The 23,363-nt window shown below is 46.8% G+C and carries 17 protein-coding genes and 1 other RNA gene; 17 read left to right on the top strand and 1 reads right to left on the bottom strand.

Annotated features, from left to right (window positions below):
• Positions 1 to 279 precede the first annotated feature (279 nt).
• From dnaK to AC1EKB_RS04780, 5 genes are all read left to right on the top strand, one after another.
• The gene (dnaK, locus tag AC1EKB_RS04800; protein ID WP_481248981.1) at positions 280 to 2,187 is read left to right on the top strand and encodes a molecular chaperone DnaK; all 1,908 of its coding nucleotides are present in this window, start codon (positions 280 to 282) and stop codon (positions 2,185 to 2,187) included.
• Positions 2,187 to 2,930 carry a nucleotide exchange factor GrpE gene (gene grpE, locus AC1EKB_RS04795; RefSeq protein ID WP_481248980.1) on the top strand — a complete coding sequence of 248 codons (744 nt, stop codon included), beginning with the start codon at positions 2,187 to 2,189 and terminating at the stop codon, positions 2,928 to 2,930. The genes dnaK and grpE overlap by 1 nt, the downstream gene beginning before the upstream one ends.
• A 223-nt stretch (positions 2,931 to 3,153) precedes the next feature.
• Positions 3,154 to 4,206, top strand: a complete 1,053-nt coding sequence (locus AC1EKB_RS04790; RefSeq protein WP_481248979.1) for a DnaJ C-terminal domain-containing protein — start codon at positions 3,154 to 3,156, stop codon at positions 4,204 to 4,206.
• 71 nt (positions 4,207 to 4,277) lie between these two features.
• Entirely contained in the window at positions 4,278 to 4,886 is a 609-nt protein-coding gene (locus tag AC1EKB_RS04785; RefSeq protein WP_101889821.1) for a heat shock protein transcriptional repressor HspR, read from the top strand.
• A 245-nt stretch (positions 4,887 to 5,131) separates the two neighbouring features.
• Entirely contained in the window at positions 5,132 to 5,824 is a 693-nt protein-coding gene (locus tag AC1EKB_RS04780) for an HAD family hydrolase (protein ID WP_481248997.1), read from the top strand.
• Positions 5,825 to 6,665: 841 nt separating this feature from the next.
• On the opposite strand, the gene AC1EKB_RS04775 is transcribed toward AC1EKB_RS04780, so the two are convergent.
• Positions 6,666 to 9,071 carry a transglycosylase domain-containing protein gene (locus AC1EKB_RS04775; protein WP_481248978.1) on the bottom strand — a complete coding sequence of 802 codons (2,406 nt, stop codon included), beginning with the start codon at positions 9,069 to 9,071 and terminating at the stop codon, positions 6,666 to 6,668.
• Positions 9,072 to 9,283: 212 nt separating this feature from the next.
• Between AC1EKB_RS04775 and AC1EKB_RS04770 the strand changes: the two genes are divergently transcribed.
• From AC1EKB_RS04770 to AC1EKB_RS04715, 12 genes are all read left to right on the top strand, one after another.
• On the top strand, positions 9,284 to 10,426 hold the full coding sequence (locus tag AC1EKB_RS04770) for an inositol-3-phosphate synthase (protein WP_481248977.1): 1,143 nt from the start codon (positions 9,284 to 9,286) through the stop codon (positions 10,424 to 10,426).
• 143 nt (positions 10,427 to 10,569) lie between these two features.
• Positions 10,570 to 10,666, top strand: an RNA gene (gene ffs, locus AC1EKB_RS04765) — signal recognition particle sRNA small type.
• Positions 10,667 to 11,139: 473 nt separating this feature from the next.
• Positions 11,140 to 12,357 carry a hypothetical protein gene (locus AC1EKB_RS04760; RefSeq protein ID WP_481248976.1) on the top strand — a complete coding sequence of 406 codons (1,218 nt, stop codon included), beginning with the start codon at positions 11,140 to 11,142 and terminating at the stop codon, positions 12,355 to 12,357.
• A gap of 392 nt (positions 12,358 to 12,749) precedes the next feature.
• Positions 12,750 to 12,887, top strand: coding sequence for a hypothetical protein (locus AC1EKB_RS04755; RefSeq protein ID WP_415694324.1), 138 nt, complete (start codon positions 12,750 to 12,752; stop codon positions 12,885 to 12,887).
• Positions 12,888 to 12,896: 9 nt separating this feature from the next.
• Positions 12,897 to 13,043, top strand: coding sequence for a hypothetical protein (locus AC1EKB_RS04750; protein ID WP_415694325.1), 147 nt, complete (start codon positions 12,897 to 12,899; stop codon positions 13,041 to 13,043).
• A gap of 347 nt (positions 13,044 to 13,390) precedes the next feature.
• Positions 13,391 to 14,311: an Abi family protein gene (locus AC1EKB_RS04745; protein ID WP_481248975.1), complete on the top strand. Its 921-nt coding sequence runs from the start codon at positions 13,391 to 13,393 to the stop codon at positions 14,309 to 14,311.
• A gap of 106 nt (positions 14,312 to 14,417) precedes the next feature.
• Entirely contained in the window at positions 14,418 to 15,530 is a 1,113-nt protein-coding gene (locus tag AC1EKB_RS04740; protein ID WP_481248974.1) for a phosphatase PAP2 family protein, read from the top strand.
• A gap of 192 nt (positions 15,531 to 15,722) precedes the next feature.
• Entirely contained in the window at positions 15,723 to 18,602 is a 2,880-nt protein-coding gene (gene topA, locus AC1EKB_RS04735; protein ID WP_481248973.1) for a type I DNA topoisomerase, read from the top strand.
• Positions 18,603 to 18,622: 20 nt separating this feature from the next.
• Positions 18,623 to 19,333 carry a dTMP kinase gene (tmk, locus tag AC1EKB_RS04730; RefSeq protein ID WP_481248972.1) on the top strand — a complete coding sequence of 237 codons (711 nt, stop codon included), beginning with the start codon at positions 18,623 to 18,625 and terminating at the stop codon, positions 19,331 to 19,333.
• A gap of 26 nt (positions 19,334 to 19,359) precedes the next feature.
• On the top strand, positions 19,360 to 20,559 hold the full coding sequence (locus AC1EKB_RS04725; RefSeq protein WP_481248971.1) for a DNA polymerase III subunit delta': 1,200 nt from the start codon (positions 19,360 to 19,362) through the stop codon (positions 20,557 to 20,559).
• Between the two features lie 256 nt (positions 20,560 to 20,815).
• Entirely contained in the window at positions 20,816 to 21,367 is a 552-nt protein-coding gene (locus AC1EKB_RS04720; protein WP_353582419.1) for a YbhB/YbcL family Raf kinase inhibitor-like protein, read from the top strand.
• Between the two features lie 208 nt (positions 21,368 to 21,575).
• Positions 21,576 to 23,183: a C69 family dipeptidase gene (locus tag AC1EKB_RS04715; RefSeq protein ID WP_481248970.1), complete on the top strand. Its 1,608-nt coding sequence runs from the start codon at positions 21,576 to 21,578 to the stop codon at positions 23,181 to 23,183.
• Positions 23,184 to 23,363 lie beyond the last annotated feature (180 nt).

The raw sequence follows: 23,363 nt of genomic DNA, 5'->3' as shown, positions 1-23,363 counted from the left end.
CGCGAAGACGTTCGCGCGCTTAGACCGCGCTAACGATACGCTTCATCCGCTGCGAAAAATCTCGAATCTCCGCTGCGTTCGGCGTAATAATAGGTTAAAAACTTGAGTGGGGGAGTGTTAAGTTTTTGCGAAACGCGCGCAAAAATGCTTGACTTTAATAACTTGAGTGTGTTAGACTCAAGTTTTGTAAAAAGAAAAAGCGGCTAGTCGCAAGGCTGACTGCCAAGAATTTGAGTACATAGATTAAAAGGTACATAGATAAGATAGCTAGGAGATATTATGGGACGCGCAGTAGGTATTGATTTAGGAACAACGAACTCCTGCATTGCAACGCTTGAAGGCGGCAGCCCAACAGTTATTGTTAACGCAGAAGGTGCGCGTACAACACCGTCCGTGGTGGCTTTCAGCAAGTCGGGAGAAATCTTGGTTGGCGAAGTTGCTAAGCGTCAGGCTGTTACAAACGTTGACCGCACGATTAGCTCCGTAAAGCGCCATATGGGTACGGATTGGTCTGTTGAGATTGATGGCAAGAAGTGGACTCCTCAGGAGATTTCTGCTCAGGTTTTGATGAAGTTGAAGCGCGATGCTGAAGCCTACCTTGGCGAGCCAGTAACCGATGCCGTTATTACATGCCCAGCATACTTCAACGATGCTCAGCGTCAGGCAACTAAGGATGCAGGTAAGATTGCAGGCTTGAACGTGTTGCGTATTATTAACGAACCAACTGCTGCAGCTTTGGCTTATGGCCTTGAAAAAGGCAAGGAAGACGAGCGCATTTTGGTGTTCGACTTGGGTGGCGGTACTTTCGATGTGTCGCTTCTTGAGATCGGTAAGGATGACGACGGCTTCTCCACAATCCAGGTGCAGGCCACTAATGGCGATAACCACTTGGGTGGCGATGACTGGGATCAGAAGATTATCGACTGGCTTGTTGGCGAAGTTAAGAACAAGTACGGCGTTGATTTGAGCAAGGATAAGATTGCTTTGCAGCGCTTGAAGGAGGCTGCTGAGCAGGCAAAGAAGGAGCTTAGCTCTTCAACATCTACCTCAATTTCTATGCAGTACTTGGCAATGACTCCTGACGGAACTCCAGTGCATTTGGATGAGACTTTGACTCGTGCTCACTTTGAGGAAATGACTTCCGACTTGCTCGGTCGCTGCCGTACGCCATTTAACAACGTGCTTTCCGACGCTGGCATCTCTGTAAGCCAGATTGATCACGTGGTGCTTGTTGGTGGTTCTACTCGTATGCCAGCCGTCAAGGAGCTTGTAAAGGAGCTTACGGGTGGTAAGGAAGCGAACCAGTCCGTAAATCCAGATGAGGTTGTGGCTGTTGGTGCAGCTGTGCAGTCGGGCGTTATTAAGGGAGACCGCAAAGACGTTCTGCTTATTGATGTAACTCCACTTTCTTTGGGCATTGAAACCAAGGGCGGAATTATGACGAAGCTTATTGAGCGCAACACCGCAATCCCAACTAAGCGATCCGAAGTGTTCTCTACTGCAGAAGATAATCAGCCATCCGTGTTGATTCAGGTTTACCAGGGTGAACGTGAGTTTGCGCGCGATAACAAGCCTCTCGGTACTTTTGAATTGACGGGTATTGCTCCAGCTCCTCGTGGCGTTCCACAAATCGAAGTGACTTTCGACATTGATGCTAACGGCATTGTGCACGTTTCCGCTAAAGATAAGGGAACGGGCAAGGAACAGTCCATGACGATTACGGGCGGTTCTGGCTTGCCAAAGGACGAGATTGATCGCATGGTTAAAGAGGCGGAAGCTCACGAAGCAGAAGATAAGAAGCGCAAGGAAGAAGCGGATACTCGCAACCAGGCAGAGTCCTTTGCTTACCAGACTGAAAAGCTTGTGAACGACAATAAGGATAAGCTTTCCGACGAAATCTCTAAGGAAGTTACCGACAAGGTGAATGCTTTGAAGGAAGCTTTGAAGGGTGATGACCTTGAGAAGATTAAGAGCGCGCAAAGCGAGCTTATGACGTCTGCGCAAAAGATTGGTCAGCAGCTTTACGCTCAGCAGGGTGCTGCTGGTGCTGCAGGTGCTGCGGGAGCTCAGGCTGGTGCTGCTGGTGCTGGTGCTGCATCTGATGCAAATGCAGGTGCCTCTAAAGATGACGACGTGGTTGACGCCGAAGTGGTGGACGACGACAAGGACGATAAGGACAACAAGTAATGTCCGAGTTTAACGCCAACGACTACTTGAGCGGTTTGGAAGACGTGCCGTCGGCGGCTGGCGATTCGCGTGCGGCAGATAGCGCTGCGGATAGCGCTGCAGATGGTGTTGCGGCGCATGAGGAAACTCATGAAGCAAAGCACGCGGCTGCTAACACGGATGCGGCTGCTAACACCGATGCGGCCGCTAGCGCAGCCGCCGACGCGGAAAAGTCGCAAGCAACCGCAGATGAATCCAACGCGCGCAAATCTCAAGAAAATGACAATTCTGTAGACGCTCAAAGCAGCGAAGAAGACGATTCCTTAACGCCTCTTGGCAAAGCCAAAAAAGAGGCGGCTGATTATTTGGAAGCGTTGCAGCGCGAGCGAGCAGAGTTCATCAACTTTAGAAACCGCGCAGCCAAGGAGCAAGATCGGTTCAGGCAGCATGGAATAACAGACGTGCTTACGGCTTTATTGCCAGCTTTAGACGACATTGATAGGATTCGCGAACACGGCGCAATGGACGATTCGTTCAAAGCCGTGGCCGCAAAATTAGACAAGGCGTTTGAAAAGTTTGGCGTAGAAAAGTTTGGCGAAAAGGGCGAAGACTTTGACCCAACAAAGCACGATGCGATTCTACACAAGCCAGATGCAAATGCTACGAAGGAAACGGTTGATGTTGTTGTGGAGTCGGGCTACAGGATTGGCGATCGCGTTATACGCGCGGCGAGAGTTGTAGTGGCGTCTCCAAGCAATGCATAGCAGTGTGCGCAGAATGAAACAGCGTGAAACAATGCGTGAAACAATGCTAGTGTCAGCACTAGTGTCATCGCTTGTTTAGCTCATTCGCTGCATCAAACGTCTACTTGCAAATCCCATGCCTACTCGTGTTGTCGGTTTAGATTCTAAACAGTCAGCGCGAGTAGGTTATTTAGATATAAGTTGTTTAGATAAATGCCAGTGGCTCAAAGAAAAAGGAGCTTAAATGGCTGAGAATGAATGGCTAGCCAAAGATTTTTACAAGGTTCTCGGAGTCTCCAAAGATGCCGACGAAGCCACAATTACAAAAGCGTACAGAAAACTCGCTAGAAAATATCACCCAGACTTAAACAAAACTAAAGAAGCAGAAGAAAAATTCAAAGACGTATCCGAAGCATACGACGTTTTGAAAGATAAGCAGATGCGCGCTCGCTACGACGCGATTCGCCAGTTTGGTGCAGGCGGAGCAAGATTCGCTGGCGGAACGGGCGCAGGCGGATTCGACGCAAGCGGAGTTAATGACATTTTCTCATCGATGTTTGGCGGATCACCAATGGGCGGCGGCTCACGCGTGCGATTTTCCACGGGCGGCGCGGGTCCAGACATACAAAACATATTCTCCATGTTTACGGGCGGCGCTGGCGCGCAATCGGCAGCAGGATTTGGCAGAAGTGGCTTTAATGGCGGAGCAGACTACGGGCAGTATGGCCAGTATGCTCAATCTGCTCCACAAAACACGCCTGAACGCGGCGAAGACATTACAACGGCTATAAAACTAACGTTTAAGCAGGCGTTCAAAGGCGCTACGGTTTCGCTTCGATCGGGCGGAGAATCGTTCAAAACCCATATTCCTGCAGGCGTAAAAGATGGGCAAAAAATCCGCCTAAAGTCAAAAGGAAAGCCAGGAAAGTTTGGTGGCGCTTTTGGAGACATGTACTTGCAAGTGCAAGTGGAAAAGTCGGAGCAATTCTCGATTGAAGGATGCGATTTAGTGGCCGCTTTGCCGCTCACCTTAAGTGAAGCTGTGCACGGAGCAAAAGTCACGCTTAAAAACGTAGACGGCGAGCCGATTGTGTTTAAGGTTCCATCTGGAACTTCGGGCGGCAGCAGAATACGCGTAGAGGGAGCAGGCGTGCCAGGTAAAAACGGCGCGTTTGTTGGAATTGCGCAAATACACGTTCCAAAAAAGCCAACAATGGCATTAAAGCGTGCTGCAAAAGAGTTTGAAAAGGCGTGTGGCGAAGATTACGAGCAAGAAGTGAAGGATTTGCGCGCATAGCAACAAATCGCTTAGCGTTTGCGTTTTGTGTTTGCTCGTAGAATAGCGTTTGCGTGTAGAAAGGAAAAGTCATGGCTAGGTTGGATCGCCAAATTAGGGCGCTGTATGAGATGTGTGCAGTGGCGTTAGTACGCGGAAATGCAACTCTTGACGGCGCGGACGAAGTGGGCTTTAAAATCGACATGCCGATTTTTACCGTGAGTCACGTAGCCAACCTAACCGACACGCATCCGCAAACGCTTAGGCAATACGATAGATTGCGATTGATTATGCCGCAGCGCACAGAAGGCGGAGCTAGAAGATACTCGCTTAGAGACATAGATAGGCTTGTGCAAACGCAAAAACTGAGTCAAGAAAACGGCGTGAATCTTGCTGGAATTATGCGGATTTTGGAGCTTCAAGAAGAAAATCGCCAGCTTAAAAGGCAAGTGAGGCGATTGGTGGATGAGGCGGCTAGTGCGGAGCGAAACATTTTTGCGGCTAGCGCAGACGGGAATATTGTGGAAGTTCAGCGCTCGCAGCGCGCAAAGGATTGGCGTCGAGATATTCGTGTGCCTCAGCGCGAGTTGCCGTCGTCTTATGCAAGAGGCGCGAATGGCTATTCGCAATACAATGATTATGCAAGCAATGATTTAGAAGACGATAAGTCGATTGTTTTGTGGCGCGCGTTTGGGCTATAGCGCCTAGCCAACAATAGTTTAGATTTTTCTAAATACTAGTCAAATGCTTAAATAGATGGTGGATATGTGGATAATCGCAAAATCATATGCGCCAATAAGTGCATAAGTGGATAAGTGCGTAATCTAAGTAGCACTTAAGTGTATAAGTGCATAAGTGTATAAGAATATAAAGGGGATTAATGGCAACGAGCGCAACCGAGGAAAATGCATTGACAGAGTTAGCTGCAGAAAAATCGGCAATTGAGATGGCAGCTGCGGCAAATCGCAAGCTGGCAGCAGTTTTTTGGGATATGGACGGCACGCTAATCGACTCCGAGCCGTATTGGCATGAATCCGAGATTAAAATCGCAAAAGAACATGGCGGCGAGTGGAGCGAAGAGCTTGCATGGCAATACTCGGGCGGCTCTCTAAAAGACGTTGCCGAAGCTATGATTGCGCGCGGAACAAAGATGGGCGTTGAAGAGATTGGCAACGCAATGGTGGACTATGTTGCCGAGCGCGAAAGCGTGGAAGTTCCATGGGTGCCAGACGTTTTGGATCTTTTGCAAAAGCTTGCCGACGCAAAAATCCCTTCGATTTTAGTGAGCAATTCACCAAGGCGACTTGTTGAAAACATTGTGAACCATGCGCCTAAAGGAGCGTTTGCTGGTTTTGTTTGCGGAGACGATGGGTATGCTACAAAGCCAAGCCCTGAGCCGTATTTGGCTGCAGGTAGGCTGCTTGGCATTAGCGCGCAAAACATGAAGTATTGCATTGCGATTGAGGATTCGTTTGCTGGCTTAAAGTCGGCTGCAGCTTCGGGAGCTACGACTCTTGCGCAAAGAGCGTACTCTAACTTAGACGTTAGCGACGGCCCTCAATTTGCGGACTTAGACGGCTACAAAGACGTTACGCCGCAAGCGCTTGAGCGCTACGTTATTGATCGCATTGCGCAGTAGCGCGACGACCTATCTTTTCGCTTAGACCGCGCGAACGATACGACCTGCTTTGTAGTGCGATTGTATGGCGACACGCCGTAAATCAGGTACAAACACACTACATGATTACGCAGATTTCACCAAACTAGGTAGAGATTCGAGATTTTTCGCACTGAATGAGATGAACCTCAGCATCTTTGATGGTGATTCATCGAATGAAGAAGAAAAATCGAGAATCTCGGTGATGAAAGCTACGCAATTGTTCTAGACATTCAGAAGGTTTGATGTATTTCTCTACGAGCAATAAATAGCGCCATCCTAAAGCCTTAGAATATTAACGTTCATAAGCTATACGTAAAAGTGCGCGTCACTTGCGAGGAGAGAAATACTCAAACCTCGCGCAATACCAAGTAAGGAAAATCGCTAGCGTTATATTTGCCTCACGAACGAGACAAATATAACGAAATTAAGCCAAAAAATGTTACAAATATCTCATCAATGATGCAAATATAACGAAAATCAGTCAAAAAACGTTACATATGTCTCGCTCGTGAGACATATGTAACAAATCTTGAGAAAAGATCGAAGGCAGGTTGTCGCGCCCGAGAATGTTGCTTTAATCGGCGTGTTGAACAACAAGAGGGCGCGACGACCTGCCTGAGCGCTTAGAGCGTAGCGCGCGAAGGCAACTCGGAGCGCTGAGCAGCTCAAGGCAGAAGCATTGCTTCTGCGCTGCGAAGACGTGAGCGCAGCTAATCTGCGCGAGCGACATAGCGCGGCTAATCCGCGCGAACGCAGAAACACCCAGCCCTCCTACATACCAAGTAAGGAAGGCGCGCTCGCGCGTGCAGAATCACGTAGATTAATCGCCGCCACTTTGCGTTTGTGTAGCTCCGTTTTCTCCAAAAGATGATGCCGCGCCAGACCCATCGCCTGCGCTTCCGCCACTAGTAGTGCCGCCGCCAGCCGAGCCGTTCCCGTTACTCGGCCTATTCTCGCCAGCCCCATTCGGCCCATTTGCGCCATTCGCACGATCTTCACTACTAGAACTATCTTCCTTATTAGCGCCACCTGCGCCACCTGCGCCACTTGCGCCACTTGCACTATCTTCTTTATCTTTATCTTTGCTATCTTCTTTATTTTCGCCGCTATAGTCGTCCGCAAATTCGTGCTTGCTTCCGCCAAGCCCCCAAGTTCCGTCAACACCTCCAATTTTGCCGTTATCTTTAGCTTCTGGGAACTTTTCCGCAACCGTGCCAGCAAGTGCCGCACGCATGTATCGCGTAAACAAATGCGCCGAATATCCGATTCCTCCAGGGTATCCGCGGAAAGTTGGCACAGGCAAAGGATTTCCTTGCGCATTTGGATTCCAAATAGCAAACACGGTCAAAACACTCGGCGTAAATCCAACAAAACTACACGCCGAAGCATCGTTAGCGGTTCCCGACTTTCCAGCAATCGGCTTTCCAACGCCCCTAACCTCTGGCGAAGTACCGTATTGCACAACGCCTTGCATGGCCTTAATAGCAAGCGCCATGTCTGCCGCAGCAAACACCTGCTTTCCTATGGTCGGCGCCCTATAAAACTCTTTGCCATCTGGGTTCTTAACGCTAGAAACAATGTGCAAATCTGGCCTGCGCCCCTGGTTTGCAATCGTGGAATACGCGCGCGCAATCTCGCTAATATGCACAGGGTCGTTTCCAAGAACAGTAAACGGATTCTTTCCGTTAACGCGCTGCGCATTTAGCCCAGCCAGAACAGCCGTATTTGCCACGCCTTTTTGCCCAAGCTTTTCTTGCAAAGCCATAAATGGCGTGTTTACAGAGTTTGCTGTTGCTTTATAAAGGTTGATTATTCCCCAATTTGTGTTTGCAAAGTTGTTTACTGGCTTGTCGATTCCCTTAAACTTTAGCCCAGTATTTCCATTAAACAGCGTGTTTAGGTTTGTTCCAGCCTGAATCGCGCCAATCAGCGCAAACGGCTTCATGGTACTTCCAGGCTCGTAAAGCGCTTGAGTGGCGTTATTTAGCGGCTTAGAAAGGTAGTCGTCGCCTGCGTACACAGATATAATCGACCCATCTTTAGGATTTACGCTCATTGCGCCCGTTTGCACTCCTTGCGGCGTAATTCCGCGCGCGCCAGCAGTCGGGCTTGCAACGTTAAACATTAAATCCTGCTTAGCTTTGTCGATTGTTGTAATAATGCGGTATCCGCCTGTGTCTAGGTCTTCTTTTGTAAACGCGCCGCCGCTTGTAAGCTCGCTGCGAACCATTTGCAAAAGGTATCCTTGCGGCCCCGCGTACATGTTTTGCTTGGTTTGATTAATGGTTTGCGGCATTTTTGCGTTTTTGTATTCTTCGCTTGTAATGTACTTGTCTTTAAGCATGATTCTTAGCACGCGCTTGAATCGAATATTCGCCTCTTTAGGCATGATTGCAGGGTCCCAGCTGCTTGGCGCAGGAATTATTCCAGCCAGCATTGCCGCTTGAGATAGCGTAAGATCCTTCGCTTCCACGCCAAAGTACGCTTTTGCTGCCGCCTGGATTCCGTACGCTCCGCGGCCCAGATAAATCGTGTTCATGTAATTGCACAGCACGGTGTTTTTGTCTTGTGTTTGCGCGATTTTTAGCGCAAGAATGGCCTCGTGCAGCTTTCCTAAATACGTTTTTGTTTCGCCAAGATAGTAGCGTTCCGCGTATTGTTGCGTAATCGTAGAGCCGCCCCATCTGCCTTTAGACGTTACGTTGTGGATTATTGCGCGCCCAATTCCCTTAAGATCGATTCCGCCGTCTTTGTAGAAAGACCTGTTTTCGCTTGCGATTATTGCGTTTCCAACATATGGCTTTAGAACAGAGCAGTTTATGATTTCGCGATTTTGCTCTGCAAAGCTGCCGATTTCCGTTTTTCCATCCGCGTAGTAAACCTTTGTTTTATCCGCCATTGCGATTTTGTCTGGCTGCGGAATGTCTGTTGTTACGTACATCCACGCAACCGTTAGAATTCCAAGGATTATTGGCGTAAAAACTACGATTAGCGCCCAAAATAGAATCGGGTGTTTTGTTCTAAAGTTTTTTTGGATTCTTCTGTGGCTTCTGCGATTGTATGGTTGATTGTATGGTCGCCTTGCGCTTCCGCTGTTTCTTGCGTTGTTTCTTGCGCCTGCCCTGTTGCCTGCGCCGTTGCCAGCAGCATCGCCAGCGCCCGCGCTTCTTACGGTGCGCCTTGTGCTAGAAGAGTGCGAATTTCGTCTATAACTATTTGCAACCATATAATCCAAGTTAGCGCTTGGCGAGGAACTTTAATCATATTTAACGAGGAACTTTAATCATATTTAAATCATATATAACGAGGAACTTTAATCATACATAACGCGGAATTTTAATCATACTTAATATCGTATGTAATATTTGTAAAAGCTAGTATTATAAAAGTGTATTAGTGCGGCGTTTTTGTGCCGATGATTTTTGTTAAGGAGTTTATATGAGTATCCGCGTTGCCATTGCCGGTGTTGGCAATTGTGCTTCGTCGTTAGTTCAGGGCGTTGAATACTACAAGAATGCCAATGATGGCGATAAAATTCCAGGATTAATGCATGCTGTTTTTGGGCAATATCGCGTGCGAGACATTGAGTTTGTAGCCGCTTTCGATGTTGACGCTTTAAAAGTTGGCCATGACTTAAGCGAGGCGATTTATGCTTCTCAAAACAACACGATTCGCTTTGCAGACGTGCCTAATCTTGGTGTTACAGTGCAGCGCGGCCCTACTTACGATGGCTTGGGCGACTACTACAAGCAAATGATTGACGAATCTAAAGAAGAGCCTGTAAATGTTGCCGAAGTTTTGCGCGATTTGCATGTAGACGTGCTTGTGTCTTACTTGCCAGTTGGCTCCGAGCAGGCAGACAAGGCGTATGCTACGGCAGCTATGGAAGCTGGATGCGCGTTTGTAAATTGCCTTCCTGTTTTTATTGCTTCCGACCCAGTTTGGGCGCAAAAATTCCGCGATGCAGGAGTTCCGATTATTGGCGACGATATTAAAAGCCAGGTTGGCGCTACGATTACGCACCGCGTTATGGCACGACTTTTTGAAGATAGAGGAGTGCGTTTGGACCGCACTTATCAGCTTAATGTTGGCGGAAATATGGACTTTATGAACATGTTGCAGCGCTCTAGGCTTGAGTCGAAGAAGATTTCTAAGACGCGCGCGGTTACTTCGATTGTTCCGCACGATATGGATGACCACAACGTGCACATTGGCCCTTCGGATTATGTTGCTTGGCTTGACGACCGCAAGTTTGCGTTTGTGCGCTTGGAGGGCACCACTTTTGGCGATGTTCCGCTTAGCTTGGAGTACAAGCTTGAGGTGTGGGATTCGCCTAATTCCGCAGGCATTGTTATAGATGCTGTGCGCGCGGCGAAGATTGCGTTGGATCGCAAGCTTTCGGGGCCGATTTTGGCTCCTAGCTCTTACTTTATGAAGTCGCCAGCTGTTCAGCATGAAGATGGCGAGGCGCGCGAACTTGTTGAGCGCTATATTAATGGAGATGTTGAGGCAGATGAGTCTCAGCTTAATGCAGATGTTGAGGATGCAAAGAAGAGCGGCAAAAGCGTGTGGCGCGCTTAGCGATGCGCCTAATGTTGCGGAAGCTTCCGACTTGTGATTGACTTGCGTTAGGCATTCGCTTGGCTTTTCGTTGGTTGCTTGCGACTTGCGCTCGGCACGCGCTTGGCTTGCGCTCGACTTTTATACAGAATCGTGTAATATAGGTAGAGCCTCCGCGTGGCACTACGTCACCCAATCCCCCCAGGGCAGGAATGCAGCAAGGGTAAGTGGCCTCTGGTGGGTGCGCGGGGGTTTTCTGTATTAATATCGTTAATATCTTTGTAAATTCTTCCCGACTTTGTTCCTAAAATTGGTCGAAATGGGAACAAACGCGGGCAAAAATAAACAAACGCGGGAAAATCGCTCTCGCTACGCTTTAAGCGCTCATGCAAGTCGATTCGCGACACACCCGAAAAGTCTTTCCTTAAAAAAACCTGGGAAAATTCTTCAAAAACCTTGAAATGCGTATTTTTACGGTTTACGCGTTGTTTATCCACAAATTTTACGGCAATGTGGCCTTTATTGTGGATTAGTTTGTGTATATCATCATTTTTTTCGGTTTAGCATGTGTGGCTGGTGCTTGACTTTTTCAAACGGGGGGGGGGTATGTTAATAGCAACATCACACGGTGGATAACCGTTGGTGGAAATGCGCGAACGCGTGTTTTAGATTTTTCCCCATTGCATCGCGGGTTGTCTGCGGTGAGTGTGGGGGAGAAGAAGAAAGGAAATAAAATGATGAATAAGAAGGCTATCGCCGCTTTCGCTGCTGGCGCAACTTTGCTTGCCGGCTTCGCAATGGCAACCCCAGCTTTTGCTGCTGAGACTCCAACTGCTCCTAAGATTACTAAGTCTGTGGCTGCTAAGGCTGTTAAGACTGCTAAGGATAATTTGACTAAGGCTCAGGGCGAGCTTGCTGCGTTAAAGGCAGGTGAAAAAGATGCAGTAGCACCAAAGCTTACTACTAATGGTGCAGGCAAATTGGATACATACTACAGCACTGGTGCAGATAAGCATTTAACTGCTAACAAGGACAATGGTACCAAGCTTAATGGTGATGATTGTGCTGCAGTAACTAAGTATGTTAATGACTTCAATGCTCATCTTGATTACACTGCGAAGGCTGAAGAGGTTCAGAAGCTTGAGGATGCTTACAACAAGGCTCTTCGTGAACAAGCTGATGCTGATGATGATCCTACAACTCCATCTGATGAAAAGCTGCAGGATGAGGCTATCGAAGCTGTTATGAATGCAAAGGGCAAGCTTGATCGCTCCCGCGTGAAGAAGAACAAGCTTAAGGCAGAGGTTAAGAAGAAGTATCGTGCTCTTAAGGATGCTGAAGCTAACGAAAAGAGCGCGCAGAAGGCGCTTGATGCTGCTAATGAAGAGCTCCAAGACTTTAACGATAGCGGTGTGGAAGATTCTGCTCGCCTTAACAAGCTTGAGTTGAAGGTCAGCCGCGCTGAGGCTAAGCATGATGCTGCTAAGAAGGATCTTAAGAAGGCTGTAAAGGATTATGACGAAGTTCATAATAAGTACACTGATGAAGTGTTGCCAGCTTGGAAAGCTGCTAAGAAGACATATGATGATGCTTACGATAAGGCGATTCGTCTTGGTGTAGATCCAGCTAAGCTTCCATTAGTTTCTACTGCTGAAGATCCATTGGATAATGACTTCCTTGGCGATCCAGGTACTGCTGCTGAAGTTTTGTCTGGTAAGACTCCTGCTCAGCCAGGTGCTAACGGTGCTGCCGCTGGTGCAAATGGTGCTGCTGGTAAGGCTGGTGCTAATGGCTCTGCTGCTGCTGGTGCTAAGACTGAGGTTGAGAACAAGAATGGCAAGGACAAGCGCGGTAACACCCACACTGGTACTGGTGTTGGCGTAACTTTGACTGCTTTGGCTGCCACCATGCTTGCTGGCATGGGTGCTGCTGTTCGCAAGGCTCGTCACTAAGCATTGTGTGCGCGCTTATTCGTGAGTGAACGTGTGAGCGCGCACTAACTTGAGCTTGTTGAGCTTTATAAGTTTTATAAGCTTTATGGGCTTGTTTTAGAGTTTGCACTTAACGATTGGTGTGGTGTTTTGTAGGGAAATGTCACACTGGTTTTGCTCTTGATTCTTGCGCTTTTGTTCTAATCTTGGTTTGCTATTATTTTCTTTTCTTCCCAGTGTTAGGGCGTTGGTTGCGGGGGTTTTGAGTGTTGAGTGTGTTGCTTTCGGTTTTGTTTGCTACTAGGGGCATTCAAAGCCGAAAGCTTTTTTGTTATTGCTCCTATAGCAAAAGCCTATAGAAAAGGCCTATGTCAAAGCCTATAGCGAAGGTCTTATAGCAAAAGAGAGAATCCATGAAAAAGCAAACTCCAAAATCTGCCGAAAAAATGGCTTTCAATTCATTTTCTAATAACTCTTTCAGTTCATTTTCTAAAAAATTCACCGCTGCAACCGTAGCCGCAATTTTGGCTGGTTCTGCGGGAGAGGGCTAGCACGGTGGAATGGCGGATGTGACGCCTGATTTTGATTTTAGTGTTCCTTCGTTGGATGAAGCGCCAGCTAGTGAATCTGATTCGACCGCAGATTCAAACGCAACGCCAAGTGACTTTACGTTTGATTACAACTTCGACGATGTAGACGCTCAGTAGTCCGCTTTTTGTAGTGCGTTTGCGCTCCGACCTGCCTTTTCGCTTAAAGCGTAGCGCGAAAAGGCAATTCGGAGCGCTGAGCTTGCTTAAGGTTGAAAGCACAGTGTGCTTTCAACGCAAGCGAAGACGTTAGCGCGCTTATACCGCGCTAACGACAAAAACACCAAAATCTATGGAATCTATTTACTATTAATTGTCAATATTCTTGCCAATATTCTAGGATCTCGGCGTGTCTATATTGACTCTTGAAAAATTCCATGGGATAATTGACGCAACAGAACCTCTCCACGCTTAATGTATTTTACATGCGGACCACGGAGAGGGCTTTTTGTATCGAGGTGAATCACGTGGAATTAAAGCCAGCCTTAACTTATGACCAACAAGTAGATAGATTGGAAAAGAATCACAATCTTAAAATTTCCGATAGAGAATTTGCTAAAAAAGTTCTAAAGAAAGTAAATTATTACAGGCTTTCTGGTTATGGTGTGGGATTAAAAAAGGCTGATAATAAAGAATTATATGAAGATAATGTTACTATCGAGAAACTTTTTAATTTATATTGTTTTGATAGTCAATTAAAAAATAATCTAATAAGAACTATCGAGCAAATTGAAATAGAATTTAGAACTCAAGTCGCTTACCACTTATCAATTAAGTATGGCCCAGATGTTCTTATGAACGAAAGTAATTTTGTTAATAAGCTAAGTAAACATGGCACCTCTGTTTATTCAATAATAATTAATAATCTAAGGAAAGAAATTAAACTGCAGAGGAACAGACCTTTTGTTAAACATCATATTGAAAAATATGATGGACAATTCCCTATATGGGTTTCTGTGGAGATTATGTCTTTTGGAAACTTGTCTTCTTTATTTAGTATTTTGAAGCGAGAAGATCAAAAGGCCATTGCTAAATGCTACAACACTAGTGCTAAGTATCTAAAAAGTTGGATTTTGTGTCTTCTTGAGGTCAGAAATATTTGCGCTCATTATGCGCGTCTCTACAATTTGCCGTTGAAGAATAGTCCACAACTTTATAAAGAAAATGCGAAATATAAATCGCAGCAAAATAAGATTTTTCCTGTTATTTTAATTATTAAACGAATGCTAAATGCTAATGAACAATGGGATTCACTTGTAAAAGACTTAAAAATTACATTCAATAAATATGATAAGTCATTTGAACTTTCGTTTATGGGTTTTCCTGAAAATTGGGAAGAGGTTCTTGAGTCCAAAGAGTGCGGATTGCCTTTTCGCGCTACGCTCTAAGCGAAAAGGCAGGTCATCGTTCGCACGGATTAGCCACGCGAACGCCTTCGCCACGCAGAAGCAGTGCTTCTGACTTGAGTGGCTCAGCGCTTTGAAGGAGCTTGAAATGCGCTATGCAATTTCAAGCTCGGTCAAAGCGCATGGAGTGTTGTTTGATAAAATATTGAGTATGGGTCAATTTGAAGGCAGCAAAGTTAATCAAGATATTTCTAAGCTCGATCCATTGATGAATCGCCCTAGAATATCAACAATCGTGTTATGCGCTATATTCGCATTGGTTTTTGCTGCATCTGCTGCTCTTGTGTGGCTTCTAGCTGTTAGAACGTCAATCGGCCAATCGTACGAAGAAATGGTAATCAGCACTTTTGGATATAGTGCCATTCCGCCAACGTTCGCCGCGATTTTAGCGCCGCTTAGAAGTTCCATAATCGTTATAGTCTTATCTGCCTTGATTTGCGTTGCGGCATTAATAATATCAATCATAAGAAAGCGATGGCTGCTACTTGCGCAATGCTGCGCAATATTCGTGCTGTCGCTTGCTGCAGAGCCATTAAAACGCATTCTTCCTAGACAAATGCTTGTAAACATTGCTACTCTTGCAAAAAATTCCGCACCTTCTGGCCACACTCTTTTAATGGCTGCCGCTTGCGCAATACTTGTTTGCGCGTCGTCTCGAGCGTTTAGGGCTTGGGCTGCAGCTGGAGCTGCGTTAATAACGTTTTTGCTTGCTGTGGCACTTATGGGAGGTCGCTGGCATAGGCCTGCAGACGTTGTAATGTCTGTACTAATAGTAGGCGCAATCTCTTGTGCTGTAATGGCTTTTACGCGCGGTTCTGCAATGGATTTGCCTGGACGCAGAAAGTCGTCTATAAGCGTGCAAATTGTTGGAACCGCAATGATTACAATGGGCGTTGTTTGCATAGCGTATTTTGCATACATGTTTTATCAAATCATGCCAGGCATTGAGCTGGGCGCAAAATGGGCGATTGGCATTTCGCACGTTTTAACATATTGGGCTGTTGCTGGCGCGTGTAGCATAACGTTCGGCGTTTTAATGGTTATTAAGCAATGCGCGGCTGCTCCTTTAAGTAGACTCGTATTAGTCGGCGCGCCTCCAACGCCTCCTGCATCTTCAACGTCTCCAGCATCTCCAGCAAAAAGCGATGAGCGAATTAAGCCTGATGAAAGCGATTTGTTGAAGATTCTATCGTCTAATTAAATAAAAAAATAAGTAAAATTGAATAAAAAATAAGTAAAGTGGTATATATAGGAGTATATGCTGATATCTCGCAAAGTTTGATTTTGTTGATTTTGCAGAATTTGCAACGCGTATTGCGTTAGAGTTGGCGTGGATTTTAGTAATAAAAGCGCGGAATTGCATATAGAATGCATCTGAATGAAAGGAGAGAGTATGACAGAGCAGAACAAGCTTGTCATTGTGGAGTCTCCCACTAAAGCGCGTAAAATAGGCGGATATCTTGGAAGCGGATACACGGTTATGGCGTCTGTAGGCCATATTCGCGATTTAGCACAGCCAAGCCAGGTGCCAGCTGCTAAAAAGGCGGATTTTGGCAAGTTTGGCGTAGATGTAAACAATGGTTTTGAGCCGTACTATGTTGTTGGCGCGGATAAAAAGAAAACGGTTTCGGACTTAAAAGCTGCGCTGGCAAAGTCTGGCGAATTATTCCTCGCAACTGATGAGGACCGCGAAGGAGAAGCGATTGCGTGGCATCTTGTGCAAGCGCTTAAGCCAAAAGTGCCAGTAAAGCGAATGGTGTTTCACGAGATTACAAAAGATGCGATTCAAGCTTCGCTTGCTAACACGCGAGACGTTGACGACCACATGGTTGATGCGCAAGAGACGCGCCGCGTGTTGGATAGATTGTACGGCTACGAGCTTTCGCCAGTTTTGTGGCGCAAAGTGGGGCCAGGGCTTTCGGCTGGTCGAGTGCAATCGGTTGCAACGCGTTTGATTGTTGAGCGCGAGCGCGAGCGAATGGCGTTTAGAAAAGCGAGCTATTGGGATGTTTGCGCGGATTTAAGCGCAAACGGCGTTGATTTCCAAGCGCGAATGACGGCTCTAAACGGAGCGCGTTTGGCTGGTTCTAAAGACTTTAATTCGCTTGGTGAGCTTCAAAAAGCTAAGGGCGAATCTGCTTTAGCGCACTATTTGAACGAGGCGGATGCTTGCGCGATTGCGCAAAGCCTTGGCACGGCTGATTTTGTTGTAAACTCAATGGACACTAAGTCGTATCGCCGCCGCCCATTGCCTCCGTTTACAACGTCTACTCTTCAGCAGACTGCTGGAAACCGCTTGTCTATGAGCTCTCGCCAAACTATGCGCGCGGCTCAATCTTTGTACGAAAACGGTTATATAACCTACATGCGTACGGATTCTGTAACGCTTTCTAAAGAGGCGATTTTTGCGGCTAGAGATTGCGTTAAGTCTAATTTTGGAGACGAGTATTTAGCGGATTCGCCAAAACAGTATGCTACGACTTCTGCAGGCGCTCAGGAAGCGCACGAGTGTATTCGTCCTGCTGGATCTACGTTTAGAAATCCTGCGGATTTGGCTGGCGTTCTCCCTGCCGATCAGCTTAAACTTTACACGCTTATTTGGCAGCGCACTCTTGCTTCTCAAATGGCGGATGCTACTGGTTTTACAGCTACAGTTAAGCTGGACGCTTCGGCTGGCAGCTTTGGAGCGGCTAATTTCCAGGCTTCTGGAACCGTGATTGAGTTTGCTGGATTTATGAAGGTGTTTGGCGGATTTAGCGAAGACGAGCAGTCCAAGGCTTTACCTGCTATGGCTAATGGCGATGTTCTTAAAGCTTTGCAAGTTAGTGCGGATGGTCACGAGACTCAGCCGCCAGCGCGCTATACGGAAGCGTCTTTAGTTAAAACGCTTGAAGCTAAGGAGATTGGTAGGCCGTCTACTTACGCTAGCATTATTTCTACGATTATTGACCGCGGATACGTGTATGAGCGTGGGCGCGCGTTGATTCCAAGCTGGCTTGCTTTTGCTGTTATTAAGCTTTTGGAATCTAATTTCCCAACTTACGTTGACTATGCGTTTACGGCAGACATGGAAAATGGTTTGGACCGAATTGCGCATGGTGAGGAAGCTGGTAAGGATTGGCTTTACAAGTTTTACTTTGGAGATGATAATGCGGCGGAGGCTGGCGATTCGCGTGCTGCTGCTGGCGATTCTTCGGTTGCTGGCGACTTTGCAATGCGCGAAGGCTTGCAAAAGCAAGTTGATCAGCTTGGAGAGATTGACGCTCGAGAAATCAACACGATTGATATTGGCGGCGGATTGCACGTGCGCGTAGGCAGGTACGGCCCGTATTTGGAAGATACTAAGAATCTAGACGAAGAAGGCAATGCGCGCAGAGCTTCGATTCCAAGCACTTTGGCTCCAGATGAGTTGAGCGAGCAAGTTGCTAGAGATTTGATTGAAAACAACTCCGAAGGTCCGCGCGTTTTGGGTACGGATCCGCAAACTGGCGGAAGTGTAGAAGTTAGGAACGGGCGTTTTGGTGCGTACGTTGCGCTTGTTGAGGCCTCGGATGAGGGCGAATCGCCAGCAGCCGACGATTCTGCTAAAACTGGCGCAAAGTCTTCTGCAAAATCCAAAAAGTCTGCTCAAAACAAGCCAAAAATGGCGTCTTTGTTCAAAACTATGGACCCTGCAACAATAACTTTGCAAGATGCTTTGCGACTTTTGAGCTTGCCGCGATTAGTTGGCGTTGTGGAAGAAGTTGACGAGCAAGGCGAAGTAAAGCGCGCGAAGATTGAGGCGAATAATGGGCGATACGGCCCTTATTTGACTAAGACTTACGAGCGCACGGATTCTGACGAAACGTCTGCGGATTCTAAGCCAGATAATCGCTCACTTGCAAGCGAAGACGCGATTTTTAGTGTGACTTTAGACGAAGCTAAAGAGCTTTTTGCGCAACCAAAGTACGGCAAGCGCACGCGTGGAGCTGCAAAACCGCCGCTTAGGGAGCTTGGAGAAGACCCAGAAAGCGGAAAGCCAGTGGTGATTAAAGACGGCTTCTACGGTGCTTATATTACGGACGGCGTTACGAATCGCACGCTTCCAAAGCAATACACGCCTGAGTCGATTGAGCCGCAAGTGGCGTTTGAACTTTTGGCGCAAAAACGCGCGGCTGGACCTGTAAAGCGTAAGCGAGCGGCAGCTAAGAAGACTGCTGCTAAAAAAACGGCAGCTAAAAAGCCTGCTGCAAAAAAGAGCACAGCAAAAAAGTCCACGTCTAAAGCCGAGTAAACCTGGTAGAGGTATGCAAAATGGCTATATGTGTTAAAAACAGCGGGATTAGCGGCTTAAACAACGGTCTTAAGGGTGTTTTTATATCTTTTGAAGGTATAGACGGCGTTGGAAAAACCACACAAGTTGAAGCTTTGCGCGATTTTTTGCAAGCGCGCGGTCTTGAGGTTGTTGTGACTAGAGAGCCTGGCGGCACGCAATTGGGAAAACAGTTGCGAGATATTCTTTTGCACGGAGATTCGATTTGTGCGCGCGCTGAAGCTCTGCTTTTTGCGGCGGATCGCGCTCAACACGCTGCGCAAATCATTATTCCAGCATTGCAGCGCGGTGCGGTTGTTATAACGGATCGCTACATTGATTCTTCGCTAGCGTACCAATCGGGTGGGCGCGAACTCACTATGCAAGATGTGCGTGATTTAAGCGAGTGGGCGTCTAATTGCCTTTGGCCAAATCGTACGTATTTGTTAGATATGAGCGAGAAGGACGCTGCTGTGCGATTGCATGGGCAGGCGGATCGCATGGAAAGTGCAGGGCTTGATTTTGCGAAGCGCACGCGTGAAGCGTTTCTAGATCTTGCTGCAAAAAATGCGCAAAGATTTTGCGTTTTAGACGCCACTTTGAAAGCTTGCGATTTATCGGAGTTGATTGCTAAAGACGTGTGCGAGTTGATGGATAATGCTGGAATAGGTGACGAAAAATCGCCAACAACCGCAGAAAATCAAGGATTTTAGGATTTTAGGACTCTAGGATTTTAGCAATGGACGTTTGGGAATCGGTAGTTGGTCAAGCGCAAGTTGTTGAGCGTCTTAAAAAAGTAGCGCAAGGCGATTCAAGCAAAATCGCGCAATCGTGGCTTATTTGCGGTGCCGCTGGATTTGGGTGCACAAAAGTGGCAAGAGCGTTTGCAGCAGCATTGCAATCGCGCGGAAAAATCGCAAGCAACCGAGCCGCCGAAAATTCCACCACTCAAATAAATACTCAAATAAATACTCAAATAAACACAGATAAAATCGCAAGTGAAGTATTGGCTGGAACAAGCCCAGACGTAAACATTTTAAGCACAGACAAAGTTACAGTAAGCATTGACGAAGTGCGCGAAATAGTGTCCATGTCGGAGCAAATGCCAAGTGTTGCGCCGTGGCGAATCATAATAATCGAAGACGTTGGGCGCATGCTTGAGCGCACAACAAACGTTTTGCTAAAAGAAATCGAAGAGCCAGCACCTCGCACAATTTGGATTCTTTGCGCTGCAAGTGCAGCGGATGTTTTGCCAACAATTAGGTCTAGGTCTCAAATAGTGAATTTGGCGCAACCAAGCGACCAAGATGTTCAAGAATACGTGCAAAAACGCTCGAATGTGGATGCAAAAACGGCGGAAAATATGGCTCGCATAGCTCAAGGAAACGTTGATTTAGCAATGCTTTACGCAACAAGCGAGCGTGCTAGAAGCAGGCGAGAAGAACTTGTTGCAAGTGTTTTGCGACTTGGCCGCGCAATAGATGCGATTATGCTTGCACAAACGCTAATCGAAGACGCTAAAAGCCAGGCAGAAGACGAAGTGCAAAAATCTGTTGAAGATGAGCAAAGCGAGTTTTTGCGCATAAATGGCATTAAGCCAACAGATAAAATTCCGCCTAAAATTCGTAGCGCATACAATGCGATTGGCAAAAAAGACGACGTTAAGCGCAAAGTGACTCGCGTAAGCAGAGATGTTCTAAACCGCGCAATAGACGCGATTTGCAGCATTTACAGAGATGTGCTTGTTGTGCTAAACAATGCGCAATTACAAACGCCGCTTGTGAATCAAGAATTTAAAGCAGAGATCATGCAGCTTTCTAAAAAAATTACATCAGAGCGCGCGCTTAAATGCTTGGACGCGCTTGCTGTGGCTAAAAAGCGGCTTGCTGGTAATGGCAACGCAACGCTTGTTTTTGAAGCGCTTTTATGTGCGCTTTGACTGAGCTTGAAATTGCATAACGCATTTCAAGCTCCTTCAAAGCGTGATTTGGCGCATGCTAAGCCACGCATAGCGTGGTATCTGCTGCGTCAATCGAGACGCAGCAGACCTCGCTTGCGTTGAAAGCACACCGTGCTTTCAACTTTGAGCAAGCTCGGCGAATCGAAGTGCATTCGCGCGCTACGCTTTAAGCGCTACGGCAGGTTGGCGCGCATAGTCGCATTTTATAGTCACAGCGGTAGTAGATACTTAAATTATGAATATTTCTACAGATTTCACCACTATTCCAGACAACTTTGCAAAAGCTGCGCCGGAAGAAAACAAGATTAACGGCATTCCAGTCGTGTCTTTTCCATTTTATGTAGACAAGTTGCCTGATTTTGTGCACTATTTGCATTGGCGATTTGTAGACGACGACGCTATACCAGTGTGCGGATTCCAGTGGATTCATTGGGTTGTGGCAAATGTTCCAGTAGAAGCGCTTATGTTTGACTTTAACGACTCGCGAGCTTTGCAAATTCCGCAGGACTTTTCGCGCACAATGCCGACCATGATTCCAGAAGTTGTGCAAGGGCGAAACTCGCAAGCTAGCCGATTTGTGGGATGCACGGACCCTTCTATTACTATGCGTTACAACGGCCCGCAGCCGCCAGACAAGGATCACGACTACATGCTAGAAGTGTTCGGCACGCAAAAACCTCTTCCAAATCTTAAAGAGGGCTTCTATCTTAACGAAATGATGAATGAAATCAGGCATTATGATTCGTATGTAGACGTTAACGGATTATATTTGCGAGGAAAAGCTTAGAGTTTATAGTTTAGGCTTTAGACTTAGGCTTTAGGCTTATGATTTAGGCTTTATATGACTTCGCGCTGATTAATCGCAAGCAGCTTACGACTAGATGCGCGTGTGTAAAATAGTCAAAACTAAGCAAAACTAATCTAAACAAACAAAATTATCTAAAATAATCAAATAACCAAAAATAATCAAAAATTAGAAAATAGGGGATGCAAATATGGCATGCACAACAATTCTAGTAGGACGCAAAGCGAGCTACGACGGATCCACGCTTATTGCGCGCAACGAAGACTCCGCAAACGGCGAGTTTAACCCAAAGCGTTTAGTGGTAGTAAAGCCACAAGACCAGCCACGTGTTTATAAGTCCGTGCTTAGCCACGTAACAGTAGAGCTTCCAGATAATCCAATGCAATACACAAGCGTGCCAAACGCAGACTTGCGCGAAGGAATTTGGGGGGAAGCTGGCGTTAACGAAGCAAACGTGGCAATGAGCGCAACTGAAACGCTTACGTCCAACGAGCGCGTGCTGGGTGCCGACCCAATGGTGGAGCTTCAAAAAGTGCAAGGCAAAGATGGAGACGCAAACTACAAGCCAGAAGTGCCAGGCGGAATTGGAGAAGAAGACTTCTTAACGCTTGTTTTGCCTTATATTCGTAGCGCTCGCGAAGGCGTTGAGCGTTTGGGCGCGTTGCTAGAAAAGTACGGCACTTACGAGATGAACGGCGTTGCGTTCTCGGATGTAAACGAGATTTGGTGGATGGAAACTGTTGGCGGACACCACTGGATTGCTAAGCGTGTGCCAGACGAGGCGTATGTTGTTATGCCAAATCAGCTTGGAATTGACGAGTTTGATTTAGAAGACGCTTTAGGAGACCAAGAAGAGCACATGTGCTCGGCTGATTTGCTTGAGTTTATTGAAGAAAACCACTTGGATTTGGCGGTGGAAAACGCTTCGCCGTTTAATCCTAGAGATGCTTTTGGATCCCATTCAGATGCGGACCACGTGTACAACACGCCTCGCGCATGGTTTATGGAGCGTTTCTTGAATCCGTATGACGAAGTATGGGACGGTAAAGACGCGGATCACAAGCCAGATAGCAACGACATTCCTTGGGCGCGTCAGCCTGAGCGCAAAGTGACGGTTGAAGATATTAAGTACGTTTTAAGCTCGCACTATCAGGGCACTGAGTACGATCCTTACGGCAAGCTTGGCGATGAGCATACGCGTCATCTTTTCCGACCAATCGGCATTAACCGCCAAAGCCAGCTTGCTGTTATGCAAATCCGACCTTACGTGCCAGAGCCAATGCGCGCAATTCAGTGGATGGCGTATGGCTCTAACCCGTTTAATGCGCTTGTGCCGTTCTATCCAAATGTAAACGAAACTCCAAAGTATTTGGAAGATACAACTACTCGCGTAACAAGCGAAAACTTCTATTGGGAAAATCGCATTATTGCAGCTCTTGCGGATGCCGCATTTAACGACACTGCAAACGCGATTGAGCGTTACCAAGAAGTTGTTGGTTCCCTTGGTCACGCAATGGTTAAGGCTACGGATGCTGCTGTAGCAGAGCTTCTTGGCGTTGATTTGGCTGATTACGAGCCAGAGTTTGAAGGTTGTGAAGGCGAAGATTGCGATGATTTAGTTCGCGATCCTGAAGCTATTATTGCAGAGCTTCGTAACGACAAAGTGCGCGCGGCTTTGGCTAAAGCGAATGAAGATATGGCTGCAAAGTTGAAGAAAGAAACCGATTCTTTGCTCGATACAGTTCTGTACATAACTAGCATGCGTATGAAGAATGGTTTTAATCGCTCTGATCACTGAAATGTAATTACATAAGTTTTCTTATAAATAGATACAGAAAAACTTATGAAAATAATGTAATAACTTAAGTGCCTTCTGAAGAAATGAACTTTTTATTTCATGAGGAAGGCATTTTTGTTATGTTTTGTTACTTTGTTATAGATGTTACTAATAACGTGCATAGTTGTTGGGCGTGCTGTC

The organism is Gardnerella sialicivorans subsp. sialicivorans (assembly GCF_056746795.1).
Note: the sequence above shows the minus strand (reverse complement) of the source record. Positions and strands in the feature narration are given on the sequence as shown.

Bases quoted from the DNA above. Each gene is read 5' to 3' on its own strand.
- dnaK (WP_481248981.1), top strand. From the start codon at position 280: ATGGGACGCGCAGTAGGTATTGATTTAGGAACAACGAACTCCTGCATT.
- grpE (WP_481248980.1), top strand. From the start codon at position 2,187: ATGTCCGAGTTTAACGCCAACGACTACTTGAGCGGTTTGGAAGACGTG.
- AC1EKB_RS04790 (WP_481248979.1), top strand. From the start codon at position 3,154: ATGGCTGAGAATGAATGGCTAGCCAAAGATTTTTACAAGGTTCTCGGA.
- AC1EKB_RS04785 (WP_101889821.1), top strand. From the start codon at position 4,278: ATGGCTAGGTTGGATCGCCAAATTAGGGCGCTGTATGAGATGTGTGCA.
- AC1EKB_RS04780 (WP_481248997.1), top strand. From the start codon at position 5,132: ATGGCAGCTGCGGCAAATCGCAAGCTGGCAGCAGTTTTTTGGGATATG.
- AC1EKB_RS04775 (WP_481248978.1), bottom strand. From the start codon at position 9,071: ATGGTTGCAAATAGTTATAGACGAAATTCGCACTCTTCTAGCACAAGG.
- AC1EKB_RS04770 (WP_481248977.1), top strand. From the start codon at position 9,284: ATGAGTATCCGCGTTGCCATTGCCGGTGTTGGCAATTGTGCTTCGTCG.
- AC1EKB_RS04760 (WP_481248976.1), top strand. From the start codon at position 11,140: ATGATGAATAAGAAGGCTATCGCCGCTTTCGCTGCTGGCGCAACTTTG.
- AC1EKB_RS04755 (WP_415694324.1), top strand. From the start codon at position 12,750: ATGAAAAAGCAAACTCCAAAATCTGCCGAAAAAATGGCTTTCAATTCA.
- AC1EKB_RS04750 (WP_415694325.1), top strand. From the start codon at position 12,897: ATGGCGGATGTGACGCCTGATTTTGATTTTAGTGTTCCTTCGTTGGAT.
- AC1EKB_RS04740 (WP_481248974.1), top strand. From the start codon at position 14,418: ATGCGCTATGCAATTTCAAGCTCGGTCAAAGCGCATGGAGTGTTGTTT.
- topA (WP_481248973.1), top strand. From the start codon at position 15,723: ATGACAGAGCAGAACAAGCTTGTCATTGTGGAGTCTCCCACTAAAGCG.
- tmk (WP_481248972.1), top strand. From the start codon at position 18,623: ATGGCTATATGTGTTAAAAACAGCGGGATTAGCGGCTTAAACAACGGT.
- AC1EKB_RS04725 (WP_481248971.1), top strand. From the start codon at position 19,360: ATGGACGTTTGGGAATCGGTAGTTGGTCAAGCGCAAGTTGTTGAGCGT.
- AC1EKB_RS04720 (WP_353582419.1), top strand. From the start codon at position 20,816: ATGAATATTTCTACAGATTTCACCACTATTCCAGACAACTTTGCAAAA.
- AC1EKB_RS04715 (WP_481248970.1), top strand. From the start codon at position 21,576: ATGGCATGCACAACAATTCTAGTAGGACGCAAAGCGAGCTACGACGGA.